The organism is Tepidiphilus sp. J10 (genome assembly GCF_006980785.1).
Lineage (GTDB): Bacteria > Pseudomonadota > Gammaproteobacteria > Burkholderiales > Rhodocyclaceae > Tepidiphilus > Tepidiphilus olei.
The window spans coordinates 174,083-192,722 of record NZ_SBHP01000001.1; the positions used below are offsets into that span (position 1 = coordinate 174,083).

Here is an 18,640-nt window from a genome sequence, read left to right on the forward strand (position 1 = left end):
GCTCACTTCCCCGAGACGGTGAAAACCGCCCCATCCTCCAGCCGCACCGCCGTGAGCAACCCTCCATAGACGCAACCCGTATCGATGCAGAGCACGCCATCGCCGGCGTAAAACCCCAGTGCCGACCAATGGCCGAACACCACCTGCACCCCCAGCGGCACCCGCTGCGGCCAACGGAACCACGGCACCGTGCCTTTGGGCGCCCGCTCCGGCGGCCCTTTCGCCTCCAGCTCCAGGGCCCCGTGGCGCAGCGACACGAAGCGCATGCGCGTGAAGGCGTTGACGATGTAGCGCAGTCGATCGAGGCCGGCCAAATCGTCGCGCCAGCGCGTGGGCCGATCGCCCTTTAGCCGCAACAACCACGCCGAATCGCCGCGCAAGGCCTTCTCCACCTCGCGCGCACACGCCGCCGCCTGCGCCAGCGACCAGACCGGACTCACGCCGGCGTGCGCCATCGCATAGCCAATATCCTCGTCTACCACCAGCAAGGGCCGCGTCCGCAACCATTCGAGCAATTCGTCGCGATCCGGCGCCGCGAGCACCGCATCCAGGGTGTCGTCTCGCGCGCGCTTGAGATAACCCGCCGCCCGCATCAAGAGATACAGATCGTGGTTACCCAGCACCACCTCGACCGAATCCGGCGACAGCGTACGCACGAAGCGCAGCACTTCCAGCGACTGCGGTCCGCGATTGACCAGATCGCCCACCAGCCACAACCGGTCGTGCGGTGGAGCAAAGCCAATCCCCTCGAGCAGACGCTGCAGTGCTGCGTAACACCCCTGCACGTCCCCGATCGCATAAGTCGCCATCCTGCGCCATTCCCCCCTTTCTTTTCCACGACTTGGGCGCATCGCCGCCGGACTTGCTAAACTAGCATCGTTGCCCACTTTTTTGCGACGTCGCCCGTGTCCCTACGTTATCACATCTACGATGCCCTCTGGCGGCTCGCCTGGCCGTGGCTGCGGCTGCGGCATTGGCTGCGGCATCGCGACCGACCAGACGTGTCGCGCCGCTGGCGCGAACGCCTGGGGCACGTCGCCTTACCCGACGACGGCCGCGACACCCTCTGGATCCACGCCGTCTCGGTGGGCGAAACGCGCGCGGCTCATCCCCTGGTGCGGGCGCTGCGCCGCCGCTACCCTCGGCTGCGCTTGCTCGTCACGCACATGACCCCCACCGGCCTGGAGACCGGCCACCGGCTCTGGGCCCACGATCCCGCCATCGTGCAAGCCTATGCCCCTTATGATCACAGCCGTTGGGTACGCCGTTTCCTCGAAGGCGCGCGCCCGCGGCTGGGGATCGTGATGGAGACCGAGATCTGGCCGAATTGGCTGCGGCAGGCCAAGCGACAGGGCGTGCCGCTCGTGCTCGCCAACGCCCGGCTGTCGGAGCGTTCCTTTCGCCGCTATCGCCGTTTCCGCTGGCTACTACCGCTCGAGTGGGACGCCTTCGTGCAGGTCGGGGCGCAGAGTGCGGCCGATGCGCAGCGTTTGCGCGCGCTCGGCCTCTCCCGCATCGCCGTCACGGGCAACCTCAAATTCGATTGGAGCCCCGAACCGGCGGCGATCGCGCTGGCGCAGACGTGGCGCGAGGCCATCGGCCCCCGCCCCGTCGTCGTGCTCGCCAGTAGCCGCGAAGGCGAGGAAGCCCGTTTCCTGCGCGCCTGGGAAGGGTTACGGCAGGAATGGGCCGAACGGGAAGATTTCCTTTTCCACGAGCCACCGCTCCTGGTGATCGTGCCACGGCACCCCGAGCGGTTCGACGAAGTCGCCCGTCTCGTCGAACGCCATGGTTTGCGCCATCGCCGCCGCAGCGTCTCCCTGCCACACCCCGAAGACGACGTCTGGCTCGGCGACAGCATGGGCGAACTCTACGCCTATTACGCGCTTGCCGACGTGGCCATCATCGGCGGAAGCTGGGAGCGCTACGGCGGGCAGAATCCCCTGGAGGCGCTCGCCGCCGGCACGCCGCCCATCGTCGGCCCCCACACGGAGAATTTTGCCGACGTGGTCGCCCAGGGCGTGGCGGCTCAGGCCATCGCCCAGGTACGCAACCCCCAGGAAGCGATCGAACTCGCGCAGCGATGGATCGAACAGCCCGACGAGCGCGCCGCGGTGATCGCCAACGGCGCCATTTTCCTTGCCGCGCATCGCGGCGCCACCGAACGCACGCTCGAGCTGCTCACCCCCTGGCTCGAGCGTGAACGGAATCGCACGCGACGAGATGCCGGAGGACCCGTCACTCCTCGACCAGAAGCGCATTGACCGCGGCCAGATCCTCCTCCGAGAGCCTGCCTACCGCCGCCTTCAGCCGAAGCTGCCACAACAGCGTATCGTAGCGCGCACGCGACAACTGCGTCCGGGCATCGGCCACTTGCGCCATGGCATTCAACACATCGACGTTGATCCGCACCCCCACCTCGTAGCCCAAGCGCGTGGACGCGAGGTTCGACAAAGACGATTGCAGCGCCGCTTCCAGTGCCCGCACCCGCGCCAAACCGCTCGTCAGGCCGAGAAAAGCTTCCCGGGCACTCAACACCGCCTGCCGCCTGGCATACTCCTCCTCCCGATCGGCCCTGGTGAGCAACGCAGCCCCTTCGCGCACCTGCGATTGGGTGGCGCCGCCGGCATAGAGCGGCACCGTAACCTGTACCCCGATCTGAGACGACTCCGCCGTCTCGGTGTGCAACGGCGGGAAACGGGAGAGATCACGCGACTTGCCGTGCTGCGCCACCAGATCCACACTGGGAAGGTGTCCGGCACGGCGCCGCTGGACCTCGCGCTGGGCGATCTCGCGGCTCACCATCGCCTGCTGTACCAGAAAATTGTCCTGCTGCGCCGCCTCCACCCACGGTTCCATCCGTGCCGGCTCGGGGCCGGACAATGTGGCATCCGGGCTCAGCCGGGCATACCGTTGCGGTAGATCCACCACGATGGCCGCCAAGGCCTGTTGCGCCACATCGAACTGGTTCTGTGCCGCGATCAGCTGCGCGTCGGCCAGATCGAAGCGCGACTGGGCCTCGTGTACATCCACGATGGTGACGGTACCCACCTCGAAGCTCTTCTTGGCATATGCCAGTTGCTCGCTGGAGGCACGATGCAGCTCGGCTGCCGCATCCACCGCCTCCTGGGCCGCCACCACGTCGAAATAGGCTCGAGCCAAGCGCAACGCCACCTCCTGCTGTGCCTCGGCCCATTGCAGATCGCTCAAGCTGGTGCGCAACTCCCCCTGCTTGGCTGCCGCCCAGTTCTGCAGACGAAAAAGCGGCTGAGTGAGCCGCACCGTCCATTGGCGCGAGCCATAGTTCTTGTCGATCTCACCGACGTCCAGGCGATTGTGCAAAGCGTTGGCATCGAGCGCCACGTTCGGCAAAAGCAGCGCCCGACCCTGAACCATCTGCTCCTGACCGGCCATCATCGACGCCCGCGCGGCCGCGTAGCTGGGATCCTGCAGCAACGCCTGCCGATAGAGCGTGAGCAGATCGGCCGCACGCGCCCCCCCGGCACCGACGCCCAGTCCCACCGCCAAACCGAGGGTCAAGGCCACACGCCACGGAGTGAGGCAGCCGCAGCCGCGCGTTCGTTCCCGTCCGTTCATCCGACTCATACCAATAGGGCGGCAGGAGCCTCCGGCTGCGGCACGCGCAGCCGGGGTACCACCGTCTCGAACAAATCCTCGTGGCGCACCTTGCCCGGCTCGGAACAGGTATAGAGCCGGCCGTGCATGAGATGCTCGTCACCGACGAAGGCGAAGAGCCGTCCGCCGGCCTTGAGCGCATCGAGCAGGAAACGCGGCACCTCCGCCACTCCGCCCGAGAGCACGATCACATCGAAGGGGCCCGGCGCCGCCAGCGCCTCGAGGCCGTCACCGGTGATTACTTCGACGTTGTCGAAGCCCTCGGCCTCGAGGTTCGCCTGGGCGCGCGTGGCGAGTTCCGGCACGATCTCGACGCTGTGCACCCATTGCCCCAGATGGGCGAGGCAGGCGGCGAAATAGCCCGAACCCGCACCGATCTCGAGCGCGACCTCGCTTTTCTGCAGCTGCACCGCCTGCAGCACCTTGCCTTCGATCACCGGCCGCAGCATGCGCTCGCCGAATCCCAGCGGGATCTCCACCTCGGCAAACGCCAACGTCCGGTAGGGTTCCGGCACGAACTGCTCGCGCCGCACCGTCATCAGCGCATCCAGCACCCGCTGATCGAACACCTCCCAGGTGCGTACCTGCTGCTCCACCATGTTGAATCGTGCCTGCTCGAAATCCATACTCATGCCCCCTACGACCGGAAAATGGAACGATTTTTTGATTCTAGCCCATTTTGCGCTGCGGCAGACGGTACCATAGCGCATAGAGCGCCGGCACGAAACACAAGGTGATGAGCGTCCCCCCCATCACGCCGCCGATCAGCACGTAGGCGAGCGGCCCCCAGAAAGTGTCGGTCGCCAGCGGCACGAAGGCGAGCACCGCCGCAAGGGCCGTGAGCAGCACCGGCCGGGTGCGCCGCACCGCCGCCTCTACCACCGCCTCGAGCGCCGTCATTCCGGCCTCGAGATTGTCGCGCACCTGCTGGGTGAGGATGAGCGTGTTGCGCATCAGGATCCCCGCCAGGCCGATGAGACCGAGCAGGGCGACGAAACCGAAGGGCTGGTCGAAGACGAGCAGCGCCACGGCTGCCCCGATCACCCCCAGGGGCGCCGTGGCCACGGTCATGAAGGTGCCGGCGAATTCACGCATCTGCAGCATGATGAGGATCAGCATCACCGCCACCATCACCGGCTGCAATTTCTGGATCGAGGCGTCGGCCTTGCGCGACTGCTCCACCGTGCCGCCGATCTCGATGCGGTAGCCCGGCGGCAAGCTCGCCCGCAAGGGAGCGAGCGCGCTCCACAGCGCCTCGGTCACGTCCACCGCCTGCGCGCCCTCGATCTCGCCCTGCACCGCGACGAATCGCTCCCGATCGAGGCGCTTGTAGCGCACCTCCTCGTGCCGTATCACGAGGCGACCCACCTGCCCCAGCGGTACCCGAGCCCCATCGAGGGTGCGCAACTCGAGGCTCTCGAGCCGCGCCAGGTCGCGCACCGCCGCCTCGCCGCGCGCGAGCAAGGTCACGGTACGGATGTCGCGCCGCACTTCGGTCACGGGAATGCCGTCGAGTGCGAACTGCAGCTGCCGCGCCACCTCCCGCGGCGTCAACCCCATGGCCCGCAGGCGCTCGGCCGGGGCCTCCAGCATCAGCACGGGCGCGCGCTCGTTCCATTCGAGGTGTGCGTCGCGCACGTGCGGATGGGATGCCATCACCGCGCGCACTTCCTCACCCAGACGGCGCAACTCCTCGAGATCCGGCCCCACCACGCGAAAAGCCACCGGCCAGGGCACCGGCGGCCCATAGAGCAGACGATGGACCCGGATGCGCGCCTCGGCGAATTCCCCTGCCTGCCGGTGCGCCTCGAGCAGCGCGATCACTTTCTCGCGCGCCTCCACCCCCTGCGTCACGGCCACGATCTTGGCAAAAGCCGGATCGGGCTCCTCGGGGTTGGCCGAGATGAAGAAGCGCGGCGCCCCGCGCCCGACGTAGGTCGACAACGAACGCACCTCCGGCAAGGGCGCGAGGATCGCCTCGATGCGCCGCGCCACTTCGTCGGTGCGCCCGATGGCCGAGCCTGCCGGCAGCCAGATCGAAACCAGCACCTCCGAACGGTCGGAGCTTGGAAAGAACTGTTTCTGCACCGGCCCCACCATGGCCGCCACCCCCAGCGCGAGCGCCGCGAGGGTCGCGCCCACCACGGTCTTACGCCGCGCCACGCACCAGACGATCACCGCGCGCCATCGCTGGTAGGCCGGGGAATCGTACACCCCGTGCCCGGCCTCGCGCTTGGGGTAGGACGGCAGCAGTTTCACGCCCAGATAAGGCGTGAAGATCACCGCCACGACCCAGGAAATCACCAGGGCGTAGCCGAGCACCCAGAAGATGTTCCCGGCGTATTCCCCCACGCCCGAGCGCGCGAAGCCGATGGGCAAAAAACCGGCCACCGTCACCAGAGTGCCGAAGAGCATGGGCCTGGCCGTCACGTTCCAGGCATGGCCGGCCGCCGCGATCCGATCCCAGCCTTCCTCGAGCTTGACGATCATCATCTCGATGGCGATGATCGCATCATCGACCAGCAAGCCCAGGGCGAGGATCAGCGCCCCCAGCGAGACGCGGTCCAGGTCGATCCCGCTCCAGCGCATCGCGAGAAACGTGAGCCCCAGCGTCACGGGAATGGCCACGGCCACGACCACCCCGGCGCGCCAACCGAGCGTGAGGAAAGTCACCCCCATCACCACCGCCACGGCCACGAGGAACTTCACCTGGAAGAGATCGACGGCTTGCGCGATCGCCTCGGCCTGATTGGTGAGCACGGAGAGCGTCATGCCGGCCGGCAATCTGGCCTCTTCTTCGGCCACGAAGCGTGCGAGCCGCTTGCCCAGCTCGAGCCCATTCTCGCCGCGCTGCATCACCACGCCGAGAAGGATCGCCTCCTCACCGTGGGCCCTCACCAGGAACGAAGGTGGATCCTCCACACCCAGGCGGACTGTCCCCAGCTCCCCCACCGTGAGGATGCGCCCCCCCACGCGCAGCGGAACCGCGGCAATGCGATCCATCTCCGAGAGGTCGGCCCCCGGAATACGCACGTACACCCTCGGCCCGCCGGTATCGAGGAATCCGGCCGGAACCAGCGCGTTGTTCGCGTCGATCGCCTCGAACACCGCCTGCGGCGTCAGCCCCAACTGGATGAGGCGGTCGAGGTCGAGCTCGAGGAAGATCCGTTCGGGCTGCTCGCCGATGAGCAGCGCCTTCTGTACGCCGGGCACGCGAGCGAGCCGGTCGCGCAGCGCCTCGGCTTCGCGCACCAGGTCCCACGGCGGCAAGCCGGGCGCCGTCAGCGCCATCAGGCTGAAATAGACGTCGGAGAAATCGTCGTTGACGATGGGGCCGATCACTCCCTGCGGCAGCGTCGAAGCCTCGTCCCACATGCGCTTGCGCACCTCGTAGAACAGCCGGCCGATCTCGCGCTGCGGCACGTACTCCTCGAACTCCACCTGGATGTCCACCCGCCCCGGCTGCACCGTCGTCGTCAACCGGTAAAGGTATTCCAGCTCCTGCAGCCGTTTCTCCAGACGGTGCGCCACCTGCTCTTCCATCTGCGGCGCCGTGGCTCCCGGCCACAGCGCCGACACCATGAGGATACGCACGGTGAAGGCCGGATCCTCCGCCCGCCCGAGGCCAAGAAAGGCATACAGGCCAGCCAAGGCCGACAGGATCAAAAAGAAGAGGGTGACGGCGCGCTCGCGCACCGCGAGCGCCGAGAGATTGGGGAAACTCACGGCAAGCGCTCCTCGACCCGCATCCCCTCGCGCAGCACATGAGTGCCGAACGCCACCACCCGCTCGCCCGCTTGCAGCGGCCCACGCACCCGTGCCGTGCGTTGATCCATCGACAAGACCTCTACCGGCACCGCTTCGAGGCGTCCCTCGCGCACCCGCCAGACCCGCGCTCCAGCGCCACGCTCGTCGATCGCCCCCACCGGCACTTCCCAGCCTTCCACCGGCGGCTGGGGCAAACGCACTTGCACCACGCTACCCAGCGGCGGCGGATCGGCGGTGAGCAGGCGATAGCGTGCGCGGAAAGTGCGCGACACTGGATCGGCCGCTCCGCTCACCTCACGCAGTTCGATCGGCACCACCGAACCGTCGGACGAAATAGCCTCGCCCCGCAGCGGCGGCTGGCTCCCGAAACGCTCCGGCAAGGCCACCTCCACCTCATGGGCGCCCTTTTGCGCGAGCGTGGCCACCGGCTGTCCCTCCGCCACCACCTGCCCCGGCTCGGCGCTCCATTCCATGAGCACCCCGTCGGTCGGGGCACGCAGCTCGGTATAACCCAAAGCGTTACGTGCCTGCCGTTCCTGGGCTTGCGCCGCTTCGAGCTGCGAGCGCGCGGCCTCCAGCTGAGTGCGCGCCCGGTCGAGCGCCTGCTCGCCCACGAACTGCTGCGCCGCCAGCCGTTCGGTGCGCGCGAGCTCGTTCTGCGCCAGGCGCCACTGCGCCTGGGCCGCGCGCACCTCGGCCTGGGCTGCCTCGAGCCGGGCGAGCACGTCCTTGGGATCGAGCCGGGCCAGCACCTGCCCGGTCTGGACCGACGCCCCCGCATCGACCAGCCGCGCCACGATGCGCCCTCCCACCTGGAAGGCGAGCGGCGTTTCGTGGCGCGCCCGCACCGTACCGGAGAGTACCAGCGGGGCGGGCTCCGCCGCGCGCACCGGCGCCGTGCGCACCACCACCGGCTGCTCCTGCTGCTGCTCCGGCGTCTCCTGCCGCCCGCAGCCGGCAAGCAGCACACAGGCTGCCACCATCCATCCCCATCGCCGCACCGGATCTCTCCCCATCGCTCAGGCAAAAAAGAGCGCGCGCAAAGCGGCACCCGGATCGGGCGCGCGCATGAAGGCCTCGCCCACGAGAAAGGTCTGCACGCCGCGCGCGCGCATGGCCGCCACGTCCGCGGGCGCGCCGATACCCGATTCCGTCACCACGATCCGGTCTTGCGGAATGCGCGGCAAGAGCGACCAAGTGGTCTCCAGCGACACCTCGAAGGTGCGTAGATCCCGGTTGTTGATCCCCACGAGCCGCACGGGTAGCTCGAGCGCGCGCTCGAGCTCGGCCGCGTCGTGCACTTCCACCAGTACGTCCAGCCCCAGCTCGTGGGCGAGTAGCGCGAGCTCGCGCAGCGCCGCATCGTCGAGCGCGGCCACGATCAGGAGCACCGCGTCGGCTCCCATTGCGCAGGATTCCCACACCTGCCAAGGGTCGACGAGAAAATCCTTGCGCAGCGCCGGCAAGGTGCAGGCCGCCCTCGCCGCGGCGAGATATTCCGGCGCCCCCTGGAAAAACTCCCGGTCGGTGAGCACGGAGAGGCAGGCCGCGCCGGCCGATTCATAGGCGCGCGCGATCGCGGCCGGGTCGAACTCGGGCCGGATCACCCCTTTCGAAGGGCTCGCTTTCTTGATCTCGGCGATCACCGCAGGCTCGCCGGCCACGAGCTTGCGCTCGATGGCGGCGACGAAACCGCGCGGCGGATCGCGTTCGAGCCGCGCCCGCGCCGCCGCCTCCAGCTCGGCGAGCGACCGGGTCGCGCGCGCCGCGGCCACCTCTTCCCGCTTGCGCGCGAGGATGCGATCGAGCACGTCGCTCATCGCCCAGCCTCGGACGCGAACCGGCGCGTGGCGGCAACGAAGGCGTCGACCTTGGCCCGCGCCGCGCCCGAATCGATCGCCTCGCGGGCGCGCTCGATGCCCTCGGCGATCGAGGGCACGACGTTGGCCGCATAGAGCGCCGCCCCGGCGTTCAGGAGCACGATGTCGCGCGCCGGCCCCGCCTCACCCTCCAGCACCGCGAGCAGCCGCGCCCGCGATTCCTGCGCATCCTCCACCATGAGGTTACGGCTCGAGGCCATCGGCAGGCCGAAATCCTCTGGATGGATGCGGTACTCGGTGATCTCGCCATCCTTCAATTCGCCCACGAGCGTATCCGCGCCCAGTGTGATCTCGTCTAGACCATCGAGCCCATGCACCACCAGCACGTGCCTGGCGCCGAGCCGCTGCATCACGCGTACTAGGATCCCCACTAGATCGGGGTGGAACACCCCCAAGAGCGAATTCGGCGCCCCGGCCGGGTTGGTGAGCGGCCCCAGGATGTTGAAAATGGTGCGCACACCCATCTCCCGGCGCACTGCCGCCACGTTCTTCATCGCGCTGTGGTGCGCCGGCGCGAACATGAACCCCACCCCCACCTCGGCGATGCAACGCGCCACGGCCTCGGGCGGCAGGGCGATCTCCGCCCCCAGGGCTTCGAGCACGTCGGCGCTGCCGGATTTGGACGACACCGAGCGGTTGCCGTGCTTGGCCACCTTGCCCCCGGCCGCGGCGATCACGAACGCGCTCGTGGTCGACACGTTGAACGTGTGCGAGGAATCCCCCCCCGTGCCGACCACGTCCAGAAGGTGATCGTGTGGCGGAGGCACCTCCACCTTGAGCGCGAGTTCGCGCATCACCTGCGCCGCGGCAGTGATCTCGCCCACCGTCTCCTTCTTCACGCGCAGGCCCGTGAGGATCGCCGCCATCATCACCGGCGAGACTTCACCCGCCATGATCTGGCGCATCAGGTCGAGCATTTCGTCGTAGAAAATCTCGCGCAGCTCGATCGTACGCTGCAGCGCTTCACGCGGCGTGATCTTCGTTCCCACCTGTGGCTCCTTTCGCAAAATTTCCTTTCACGCCGGCTGCGGTGCGTGCTGGCGCAGGAAATTGGCCAGCATCTCGTGCCCGTACCGCGTCAGGATCGATTCCGGATGAAACTGCACCCCTTCCACCGGCAGCGTGCGATGACGCAAACCCATGATCTCACCGTCCTCGGTCCAGGCCGTCACCTCCAGACACTCGGGCAGCGACTCGCGCTCCACCGCAAGCGAATGGTAGCGCGTGCATTCCACCGGATTGGGCAGCCCTTCGAACACCCCCTCGCCGCGATGGAACACGGGCGAGGTCTTGCCGTGCATCAAGCGCTTGGCGTGGACGATCCTGCCGCCGAACGCCGCCCCGATCGCCTGATGCCCCAAGCACACGCCAAAGATGGGGATTTCACCGGCAAAGCGCTCGATCACCTCCACCGAGATCCCCGCCTCGCGCGGAGAACACGGCCCGGGCGAAATCACCAGATACTGCGGCCGCCAGGCCGCGATCTGCCCCGCCGTCACCTCGTCGTTGCGCACCACCTTCACCCGAGCCCCGAGCTCGCCGAAGTACTGCGCCAGATTCCACGTGAAACTGTCGTAATTGTCGATCAACAGCAACATCGCCCTTCCTCCCTGGGCATCGAGCATCGCATTGTACACAGCAGCGCGCCCACTATGGCCCCTCGCGCGGCAGCCACACGCGAAAGCATCCGGCGTCGACCCACTCCACTTCCCCTTGGTTCGCCCGGGCGAGCGTACGGGCCACGTACAACCCCAAGCCCGTGCCGCCGGCGCGCGAAGAAACGAACGGCTCGAACAAACGCTCGCGCACCTGCGGTGCCGGTCCCGGCCCGTCGTCGCACACCTCCAGCCGCACCCGTTCCCCCTCGGCCCGGGTACACACGCGGATCGCACCCGCGCGGCGGCTCGCGAAATGCGCCGCATTATCGAGGAGATTATCGAGGATGTGGCGCAGATGCACGGGATCGGCCCGAATGCGCAAGCCCTCCTCCCCCTCCAGCACCACCTCCTCCTCGCCGCGGCCCAGCCGCGCGAGCGCCTCGCGCCGCCACTGCCTCAGCCACACGGAAAGATCGAGTACTTCCGGCCGAGGCCGCTGCCGCCGCCCCAGGGACAAAACGTCCTCCACCAGGCGTTCGATCCGTTCGGCATTGTCGAGCGCCATCGCCCGCAAGGTCTCGCGCGCCGTCGCGTCCTCCTCGCCCCGCATCAGTTCCAACGCCTGCACCACCGCCGCCAAGGGGTTGCGCACCTCGTGCGCCACCCCGCCGACCAAAGCGCCGAGCGAGGCCAGCTTGTTGCGCTCGAACTCCCGGCTCACCTCCTCCAAATCACTCACGAACACCAGCCACCCGCCGCCACGATAGGGCACGCTCGCCCGACAACGCAACCGGCGCCCCTGCACCGTCACCCAGCGCTCACCCCCTGCACGTGCCAAAGCGCGATCGACACCGGGAAGAATCGCGTCGACCCGCTCTCCCACGGGCTCCCGGCCCAGCCAAAGCCGCACCGGCCGGGAAGCGTAGCGCACCACGTCCCGATCATCGACCACCAACACCCCGTCGCGCAGTTCCCGCAGGATGCGGTCGTTGATCTCCCTTTGCCAGGCGAGCGTCTGCTGCTGCGCTCGGACCGACTCTTCCGCCCGGCGCAGACGCTCCCCCAGCGCCTGCGCCGCCAGCGCCACCGCAAAAGCGCCCGCCCCGCTCAGCCCCACGAGATAGGCATCGCTCGGCCCCGCCCCCAACCAGGTACGCCATAGATTCTCCCCCAGCATCGCCAGGGCGGCCAGGGATGCATAGAAGGCCGCGAGCCGGCGCGACACCCCCAAAGCGGCCCCACCCACCGCCAGATACAGGAAAGGGACCAGACCCGAGCGGAACCCCCCGCTCACCGCCATGAAGCCCGTGAGCGCCCCCACGTCCAACAGCGCCGCGGCCGTGACCCATGCGCCCGGCCGGCGCAGGCGCATCGGCCGCAATGCGGCCAGCACCACGGCGGCCGCGAAATAGCCTACGCCCAGCCACAGAAACGCCGCCGGCCACTCCTCCCCCAGCGACATCTGCCGCCCGCCCACCAGCAGCACGCCGGCCACGGCCACGCGCAGCAGATCCCCCAGGCGAACGGCCACCCCCGCCATGCCATCGGCGGAGCGCTCACCCTCCTCCACGCGCGAATTCCTCGCGATGCGCCACGCAACAGAACGTCCGCCCCCCGGCAGACACCGCTTCCGATGCCGGCACGAACACCCCGCAATGGGCGCATTGCACCATCGGTTCGGCCTCACCGGCAGCGCCCCGCCGCCGCTGGGCTCGCCCGCCTTCGCCCCCAGGGCGCGACGCACCCTCCTGCGCGAAAAACCGCCGCCGCACCCACCACACCACCGCCAGCAGCAACAGGAACCAGAACAACCAACGCATCACCGCATCCCGCATCGGACCAAAGAAGCGATTGTAGCGCGTGCCCATGTTCCTGCCGTGCTATGATTTTCTTCGCCCTGGATCGACGTTCGGCTCACGATGTCCTTTACTCCCCCGCTCGCCACCCTGCGCCGCGATGGCAACGCCATCGTCATCCTCGATCAGACCGGACTTCCCTGGCGCGTCGTCGAGCGCCGGCTCACCACCCTGGAAGACGTGCTGGAAGCCATCGTCGCCATGCGCGTGCGCGGCGCCCCGCTCATCGGCGTCGCTGCCGCCCATGGCCTGGCGCTCGCCCTGGAGCGCGACGCCAGCGACGCCGCCCTCGAAGCGGCGATCGCCCGGCTGCTCGCCACCCGCCCCACCGCGGTAAACCTGCGCCTCGCGCTCGAAGCGCAGCGCGCCGTGCTCGCCCCGCTTCCGCCCGCCGATCGACCCGCCGCCGCCTGGTCTGAAGCCGAGCGCCAGCGCACCGACGACGCCCGGCGCTGCGAGGCCATCGGTCGCGCCGGGCTTGCCTGGATCGAGGAACTAGCGCGCCGGCTCGATCGCCCCGTGCGCCTTCTCACGCACTGCAACGCCGGCTGGGTCGCCACCTGCGGCGCCGGCACGGCGCTCGCCCCCATCTACCTCGCCCACGCCGCCGGCATCCCGATGGAAGTCTTCGTGAGCGAGACCCGCCCGCGCAACCAGGGCCTCATCACCCACTGGGAACTCACGCAAGCCGGGGTGCCCGCCACCCTCGTCGCCGACAACGCCGCCGGCATCCTCATTGCCCGGGGCGAAATCGACCTCGTCCTCGTCGGCGCCGATCGCATCGCCCGCAACGGCGACGTCGCCAACAAAGTCGGCACCTACCTCAAAGCCCTCGCCGCGCATGCCCACGGCGTGCCCTTCCTCGTGGCGGCGCCCGCCACCACCTTCGATCCCGCCTGCCCCGACGGCGACGCCATCCCCATCGAGGAACGCGCTGCCGAAGAACTCCTCACCGTCACCGGCTTACCGCCCGGCGCGGGCGACCCCGTCCCCGTGCGCCTCACCCCCCTTCCCGCGCGGGTACGCAACCCCGCCTTCGACGTCACCCCCGCGCGCTGGATCACCGCAATTCTCACCGAGACCGGCGCCTGGCCCGCGCCGCTCGCCGCCGTAAAGCTCGCCTTGGAGCCCGACCGATGACCGATGCCGCCCTGGCGCTGCTTGCCGCCGCCCGGCGCCTGGCCGAAACCGGCCTCAACCCCGGCAGCGCCGGCAATCTCAGCGTGCGCACCGCCGCAGGCTTCCTCATCACCCCCTCCGGCATTGCGCCCGAGGAGCTCACCACCGACATGATGGTACCGATGACGCTCGACGGCGCCCATTCCGGCCCCTGGCCCCCCTCGAGCGAATGGCGTTTCCACCGCGATCTCTACCGCCATCGCCCGGAAGCCGGCGCCATCATCCACTGCCACAGCCCGGCAGCCACGGCGCTCGCCTGCCACCGCCGCGACCTTCCCTCTTTCCATTACATGATCCTGCGCTTCGGCGGCCCCGACGTGCGCTGTGCCCGCTACGCCCGTTTCGGCACCCAGGCGCTGTCGGACGCGGTGCTCGAAGCCCTCGAAGGCCGCCGCGCCTGCCTCATGGCCAACCACGGCATGCTCGTCTTCGGTCGCGACCTTCCCCAGGCGCTCGCGCTCGCGCAGGAGCTGGAAACCCTGTGCGAGCACTACCTGAGGGCCTGCACGCTCGGCGAGCCGGTGCATCTCACGGACGAGGAGATCGCCGAAGCCCGGGAAGCCATCGCCGGCTACGGCCGGCGCTGAGCGCCACCCCCTTCTCATCGCCCGCCCGAGCCGTTATCATTCCGGCATGCCACGTGCCCTCATCATCGACGACGAGCCCGACCTACGCACCCTCCTCACGCTCGCCCTACGCCGCCACGGCTGGCAGGCCGACTCCGTGGGCGACTGCGCTGGTGCCCGCAAGGTGCTCGCCGACACGGCCACCCCCTACCACCTCATCCTCACCGATCTGCGTCTGCCCGACGGCAACGGCCTCGAGCTCGTCCCCTACGCCCGCGAACGCCGCCCCCTCACCCCCGTCGTCGTCCTCACCGCCTACGGCGACATCGACACCGCCGTGCACGCGGTCAAACTCGGCGCGCACGACTTCCTCACCAAGCCCCTGCGCGCCGAGCGGCTCGCCCAGATCCTCGACGGATTCCAGCACTGCCCGCCGGATCGCGACGCCCCGCTGGATGCCGCCGCCCTCGTCGCCGTCCTCGAACGCAACCGCTGGAACCAGAGCAAGACCGCCCGCGAACTCGGCTGGACGTTGGCCAAGCTGCGCTACTGGATGCAGCGCCTCGGCCTGGCCGAATGACGCCCAGCGGCTGCGGCAAACCCCGCGTCGCGCCCCCGCACACCCACGCTGCATCCCCAGGTCCACAGCAAAATTTGATGTACCCCCTCCTCCCATGCGCCCTCCATCCACGACAAGCAGTGCAGACGCCGTCACAAGCCATTGAATGAAAAGGAAAAAAATTTTTCCCCCGCACCCCTTTACATCGCGATCGCCGCCGCGCTACGCTCCACCTGCCGACGCACCCGTCGTGCGCATTATTCTCACCGCAACAAGGAGATCCACCATGAAACGCATGCAACAAGGCTTCACCCTCATCGAACTGATGATCGTCGTGGCGATCATCGGGATTCTGGCGGCCTTTGCGCTGCCCGCTTACCAGGATTACACCAAGCGCACCCACGTCGCGGAGGGCCTGGCACTCGCCGCCGGGGCCAAGACGGCAGTCACGGAGTTTTACTCCACCAACAACCGATTGCCAAAAAGTAACGCATCCGCCGGTCTGGCCACAGATACCTCAATCACGGGCAATGCGGTCACTAAAGTTACGATAAATACTAAAGGGCAAATCGAAATCGTTTATAACGACAAAGTCGCAAAGGACAAAAAATTAGTGCTCAGCCCCACAACTGGTGCAGGCGGCGTGCAGTGGAAGTGCGGTGCCACGGGCTCCGATTTGGATGTCAAATGGCGACCCGCGATCTGCCGCTAACGGCTTAACTGGCTGACTCCCCTTGCGTGGCGCCACCTAATTCTTCCAATAGGGTGGCACCACGTCATTGCCTTTCTTGCGACGAAAAACTTTGGCATGGATTCATTCCGCCCGCTTGCCCCTATTTTTTTGTGGATCGGCACCATTTTACTTGCGTGCTTCTGCCTCTGGCCGGGGCTGACGGGCGGTTTCCTCTTCGACGATGCCCCCAATCTCCAAGACCTCTCCGCCTACGGCGGCGTCACCGACTGGGGCACGTTTCGCGCTTTCGTCTTCGGCGGCTGGTCGGGGCCGAGCGGCCGGCCGATCGCGCTCGCTTCGTTTCTCCTCAACGACAACGCCTGGCCCTCCGACCCGGCCTCTTTCAAATACACCAACCTGATGCTGCACCTCCTGGCCGGCGTGCTGCTCACCTGGGCGGCGCTGCAGCTGTGCCGTTTCTATGGTCTCGACGAGCGCCGTGCGCAATGGTCGGCGCTGTTCGCATCGGCCGCTTGGCTCTTGCATCCTTTCCTCGTCTCGACCACGCTCTACCCGGTGCAGCGCATGACGCAGCTCGCGGCGATCTTCGTCTTCGCCGCGCTTGCCGCCTACCTGCACGGCCGCCACCTCTTTCCCCTGCGCCCGCGCGCCGGGCTCGTCTGGATGGGCACATCTCTCGCCCTCGGGACTGTGCTCGCCACCCTCAGCAAGGAAAATGGCGCCCTTCTGCCGCTCCTGGTGCTCACCGTCGAATTTTGCGCCCCGGCGACCCTGCCACGCTTGCCGCTCGCATTCCGCGCGCTCTTCCTCTGGCTACCCAGCCTCGTCCTGCTGGGCTACTTGCTGCGCCAGCTCGATTTCACCCCGGGTCTCTGGCCCGACCGGCCCTTCGACCAACCCGAGCGCCTGCTCACCGAAAGCCGCATCCTGTGGGATTACCTCGGAAATCTGTTCCTTCCCCGCATCGAAGGCAGCGGCCTCTACCGCGACGACATCGTCATTTCCCACAGTCTCTTCGATCCGCCGAGCACCGCCTGGGCGCTCGCCGCTCTGGCCGTGCTCCTTGGCGCCGCCTTCTGGCTGCGCCGGCGAGCGCCCTTTCTCAGCCTCGCCGTACTCTTCTTTTTCGCCGGCCACCTCATCGAATCCACTTGGCTCGGTCTGGAGCTTTATTTCGAGCACCGCAACTATCTTCCTTCGGCTTTTCTTTTTTTGCCGCTCGCCCGTGGGCTCGACCTGCTGCGCCGCCAGGTTTCCGCTGCCACCGTCGCCGTACTCGGCTTGGCGATGCTCGGCACGCTCGCTTTTCTCACCTACCAGCGCGCCTCCTTGTGGGGCGATGCCGAAAAGCTGGAGATCTACTGGGCGCTCGCGGCGCCGAATTCTCCCCGTGCCCAGAATGCGCTCGCGAATTTTTACGCCCGCATGGGGGACGCAGAGCAAGCCGAAGCCGTGATCACGGACGCGATCGCGCGCCTACCGGATAGTCCCCTGCTGACCATGAGCCGCCTGCTGCAAAAAGTCTATCTCGACACCGCCACCCCCGAAGACTTCACCTGGGCTGGCGAGCGCCTCGTCCGCCAGCCTTTCGATGCACAGGCCGTCATGGCCCTGCGTACGCTCGTCGACCAAGCCCTGCGCCAGGATCGACCGGCTTGGTATCGCTCGGCTACCCTGACGCTGATCGACCGGCTCGCCGAGAACCCGGCGTTCAATCGCTTTCCGCTCTTTTTGCGCCTCATCCCCTACCTGAAAGCCCGCCTGCTGCTCGCCGACGGCTACGCCGACGAAGCCAAAATCCTCTACCGAGAGGCCATGCGGCGCTACGCCAACATCGACTCCTCCATGCAGATGGTGGCCGAAGTCGCCAATGCCGGCTATTACGCCCAGGCCGCCCGCTTGCTGGACGAAGCGGAGACCCTCTATCGGCAGCAGCCGGAAACGAGTCTCAAGTTCCCGCGGCGCATTTACGATCGCGAAATCGCCCGCATTCGTGCGCAGATCCAGAAAGAACTGAGCCATGCCCAACCCTGAGCTCTCCCTCATCCTCCCCGCCAAGAACGAATCAGCCGCCCTCGGCCCGCTGCTCACGCGCTTGCGCGAGCGCTTCCCCGAGGCCGAGCTCATCGTGGTCGACGACGGCTCCACCGACGACACCGCCGCCATCGCCCGGGCCGCCGGCGCGCGCGTGGTACGCCACCCCGTGTCGCTGGGCAACGGTGCGGCGGTGAAAAGCGGCGCCCGTGCGGCCACGGGCGAAGTGCTGGTCTTCATGGACGCCGACGGCCAGCACGACCCGGACGACATCCCGCGGCTCCTGGCCAAACTCGACGAGGGCTATGACATGGTGGTGGGCGCGCGTGATGGCACCTCGCAGGCAAGTCTCGGCCGCGGACTCGCCAACCGCCTCTACAACCGCCTTGCCGGCTACATGACCGGCCACCGCATCCCCGATCTCACCTCCGGCTTTCGCGCCGTGCGCGCGGCCAAGTTCCGCCGCTTCCTCTACCTGCTGCCCAACGGCTTTTCCTACCCCACCACCATCACCATGGCGTTCTTCCGCAGCGCCTACCCCGTGGCCTACGTCCCCATCCACGCGAGCGCGCGCATCGGCAAGAGCCACCTCAAGCCGTGGAAAGACGGCCTGCGCTTCCTGCTCATCATTTTCAAGATCGCCACGCTGTATTCACCGCTCAAACTCTTCGCCCCCCTCTCGGCGCTCTTCTTCCTCGCCTCCACCCTGTGGTACGTCCACACCTTCATCAGCATCGGCCGCTTCACCAACATGAGCGCCCTTCTCTACACCGCCTCGCTGCTGATTTTCCTCATGGGGCTGGTGTCGGAGCAGATCACGATGCTGATGTATAGGGATGACGAGGGGGAATGACATAGTATTTCGCGTCC

General features: G+C 67.8%; 17 protein-coding genes. 7 read left to right on the top strand and 10 right to left on the bottom strand.

Annotation, left to right across the window (positions count from 1 at the left end):
- Nucleotides 1–2 precede the first annotated feature (2 nt).
- On the bottom strand, nucleotides 3–809 hold the full coding sequence (locus tag EPD81_RS00835) for a symmetrical bis(5'-nucleosyl)-tetraphosphatase (RefSeq protein ID WP_142803555.1): 807 nt from the start codon (nucleotides 807–809) through the stop codon (nucleotides 3–5).
- 96 nt (nucleotides 810–905) lie between these two features.
- Between EPD81_RS00835 and EPD81_RS00840 the strand changes: the two genes are divergently transcribed.
- The gene (locus tag EPD81_RS00840; RefSeq protein WP_142803556.1) at nucleotides 906–2,264 is read left to right on the top strand and encodes a 3-deoxy-D-manno-octulosonic acid transferase; all 1,359 of its coding nucleotides are present in this window, start codon (nucleotides 906–908) and stop codon (nucleotides 2,262–2,264) included.
- On the opposite strand, the gene EPD81_RS00845 is transcribed toward EPD81_RS00840, so the two are convergent.
- The 9 genes from EPD81_RS00845 to EPD81_RS00885 are packed head-to-tail and all read right to left on the bottom strand — an operon-like array spanning nucleotide 2,239 to nucleotide 12,702.
- The gene (locus EPD81_RS00845) at nucleotides 2,239–3,597 is read right to left on the bottom strand and encodes a TolC family outer membrane protein (protein ID WP_185955314.1); all 1,359 of its coding nucleotides are present in this window, start codon (nucleotides 3,595–3,597) and stop codon (nucleotides 2,239–2,241) included. The two genes, EPD81_RS00840 and EPD81_RS00845, sit on opposite strands and share 26 nt — an antisense overlap.
- 5 nt (nucleotides 3,598–3,602) lie before the next feature.
- Nucleotides 3,603–4,262, bottom strand: a complete 660-nt coding sequence (locus EPD81_RS00850) for a protein-L-isoaspartate O-methyltransferase (RefSeq protein ID WP_142804220.1) — start codon at nucleotides 4,260–4,262, stop codon at nucleotides 3,603–3,605.
- Between the two features lie 43 nt (nucleotides 4,263–4,305).
- Complete coding sequence (locus tag EPD81_RS00855) at nucleotides 4,306–7,362, bottom strand: efflux RND transporter permease subunit (RefSeq protein ID WP_142803557.1); 3,057 nt, start codon at nucleotides 7,360–7,362, stop codon at nucleotides 4,306–4,308.
- Nucleotides 7,359–8,387 (bottom strand): efflux RND transporter periplasmic adaptor subunit, encoded by a 1,029-nt coding sequence (locus tag EPD81_RS00860; protein WP_221929154.1) that lies wholly within the window; start codon nucleotides 8,385–8,387, stop codon nucleotides 7,359–7,361. The genes EPD81_RS00855 and EPD81_RS00860 overlap by 4 nt, the downstream gene beginning before the upstream one ends.
- 36 nt (nucleotides 8,388–8,423) lie before the next feature.
- Nucleotides 8,424–9,224, bottom strand: coding sequence for an indole-3-glycerol phosphate synthase TrpC (trpC, locus tag EPD81_RS00865; protein WP_142803559.1), 801 nt, complete (start codon nucleotides 9,222–9,224; stop codon nucleotides 8,424–8,426).
- Nucleotides 9,221–10,273, bottom strand: coding sequence for an anthranilate phosphoribosyltransferase (gene trpD, locus EPD81_RS00870; protein ID WP_142803560.1), 1,053 nt, complete (start codon nucleotides 10,271–10,273; stop codon nucleotides 9,221–9,223). Before trpD ends, trpC begins: the two co-directional genes overlap by 4 nt.
- A gap of 27 nt (nucleotides 10,274–10,300) precedes the next feature.
- Nucleotides 10,301–10,882 carry an aminodeoxychorismate/anthranilate synthase component II gene (locus tag EPD81_RS00875; protein WP_142803561.1) on the bottom strand — a complete coding sequence of 194 codons (582 nt, stop codon included), beginning with the start codon at nucleotides 10,880–10,882 and terminating at the stop codon, nucleotides 10,301–10,303.
- 52 nt (nucleotides 10,883–10,934) lie between these two features.
- Entirely contained in the window at nucleotides 10,935–12,452 is a 1,518-nt protein-coding gene (locus EPD81_RS00880; RefSeq protein WP_142803562.1) for a nitrogen regulation protein NR(II), read from the bottom strand.
- The gene (locus EPD81_RS00885) at nucleotides 12,439–12,702 is read right to left on the bottom strand and encodes a PP0621 family protein (RefSeq protein ID WP_142803563.1); all 264 of its coding nucleotides are present in this window, start codon (nucleotides 12,700–12,702) and stop codon (nucleotides 12,439–12,441) included. The genes EPD81_RS00880 and EPD81_RS00885 overlap by 14 nt, the downstream gene beginning before the upstream one ends.
- 99 nt (nucleotides 12,703–12,801) lie before the next feature.
- Here EPD81_RS00885 and mtnA point away from each other — a divergent pair, with 99 nt between their 5' ends.
- From mtnA to EPD81_RS00915, 6 genes are all read left to right on the top strand, one after another.
- Entirely contained in the window at nucleotides 12,802–13,878 is a 1,077-nt protein-coding gene (gene mtnA / locus EPD81_RS00890) for an S-methyl-5-thioribose-1-phosphate isomerase (protein WP_142803564.1), read from the top strand.
- Nucleotides 13,875–14,504 carry a class II aldolase/adducin family protein gene (locus tag EPD81_RS00895; protein ID WP_142803565.1) on the top strand — a complete coding sequence of 210 codons (630 nt, stop codon included), beginning with the start codon at nucleotides 13,875–13,877 and terminating at the stop codon, nucleotides 14,502–14,504. The genes mtnA and EPD81_RS00895 overlap by 4 nt, the downstream gene beginning before the upstream one ends.
- Before the next feature lie 46 nt (nucleotides 14,505–14,550).
- Nucleotides 14,551–15,063 (top strand): response regulator, encoded by a 513-nt coding sequence (locus tag EPD81_RS00900; protein ID WP_142803566.1) that lies wholly within the window; start codon nucleotides 14,551–14,553, stop codon nucleotides 15,061–15,063.
- A gap of 265 nt (nucleotides 15,064–15,328) precedes the next feature.
- A complete protein-coding gene (locus EPD81_RS00905; protein WP_142803567.1) occupies nucleotides 15,329–15,754 on the top strand; it encodes a pilin in 426 nt (141 codons plus the stop codon).
- A gap of 96 nt (nucleotides 15,755–15,850) precedes the next feature.
- Nucleotides 15,851–17,770, top strand: coding sequence for a lipopolysaccharide assembly protein LapB (locus tag EPD81_RS00910; RefSeq protein ID WP_142803568.1), 1,920 nt, complete (start codon nucleotides 15,851–15,853; stop codon nucleotides 17,768–17,770).
- The gene (locus tag EPD81_RS00915; protein WP_142803569.1) at nucleotides 17,757–18,623 is read left to right on the top strand and encodes a glycosyltransferase family 2 protein; all 867 of its coding nucleotides are present in this window, start codon (nucleotides 17,757–17,759) and stop codon (nucleotides 18,621–18,623) included. The genes EPD81_RS00910 and EPD81_RS00915 overlap by 14 nt, the downstream gene beginning before the upstream one ends.
- Nucleotides 18,624–18,640 lie beyond the last annotated feature (17 nt).

Excerpts from the sequence above, each read along its gene's own strand:
- EPD81_RS00900 (WP_142803566.1), top strand. The coding sequence starts at position 14,551 with ATGCCACGTGCCCTCATCATCGACGACGAGCCCGACCTACGCACCCTC.
- EPD81_RS00845 (WP_185955314.1), bottom strand. The coding sequence starts at position 3,597 with ATGAACGGACGGGAACGAACGCGCGGCTGCGGCTGCCTCACTCCGTGG.
- EPD81_RS00860 (WP_221929154.1), bottom strand. The coding sequence starts at position 8,387 with ATGGTGGCAGCCTGTGTGCTGCTTGCCGGCTGCGGGCGGCAGGAGACG.
- EPD81_RS00835 (WP_142803555.1), bottom strand. The coding sequence starts at position 809 with ATGGCGACTTATGCGATCGGGGACGTGCAGGGGTGTTACGCAGCACTG.
- EPD81_RS00895 (WP_142803565.1), top strand. The coding sequence starts at position 13,875 with ATGACCGATGCCGCCCTGGCGCTGCTTGCCGCCGCCCGGCGCCTGGCC.
- EPD81_RS00910 (WP_142803568.1), top strand. The coding sequence starts at position 15,851 with ATGGATTCATTCCGCCCGCTTGCCCCTATTTTTTTGTGGATCGGCACC.
- mtnA (WP_142803564.1), top strand. The coding sequence starts at position 12,802 with ATGTCCTTTACTCCCCCGCTCGCCACCCTGCGCCGCGATGGCAACGCC.
- trpC (WP_142803559.1), bottom strand. The coding sequence starts at position 9,224 with ATGAGCGACGTGCTCGATCGCATCCTCGCGCGCAAGCGGGAAGAGGTG.
- EPD81_RS00875 (WP_142803561.1), bottom strand. The coding sequence starts at position 10,882 with ATGTTGCTGTTGATCGACAATTACGACAGTTTCACGTGGAATCTGGCG.
- EPD81_RS00885 (WP_142803563.1), bottom strand. The coding sequence starts at position 12,702 with ATGCGTTGGTTGTTCTGGTTCCTGTTGCTGCTGGCGGTGGTGTGGTGG.
- EPD81_RS00850 (WP_142804220.1), bottom strand. The coding sequence starts at position 4,262 with ATGGATTTCGAGCAGGCACGATTCAACATGGTGGAGCAGCAGGTACGC.
- EPD81_RS00915 (WP_142803569.1), top strand. The coding sequence starts at position 17,757 with ATGCCCAACCCTGAGCTCTCCCTCATCCTCCCCGCCAAGAACGAATCA.
- EPD81_RS00905 (WP_142803567.1), top strand. The coding sequence starts at position 15,329 with ATGAAACGCATGCAACAAGGCTTCACCCTCATCGAACTGATGATCGTC.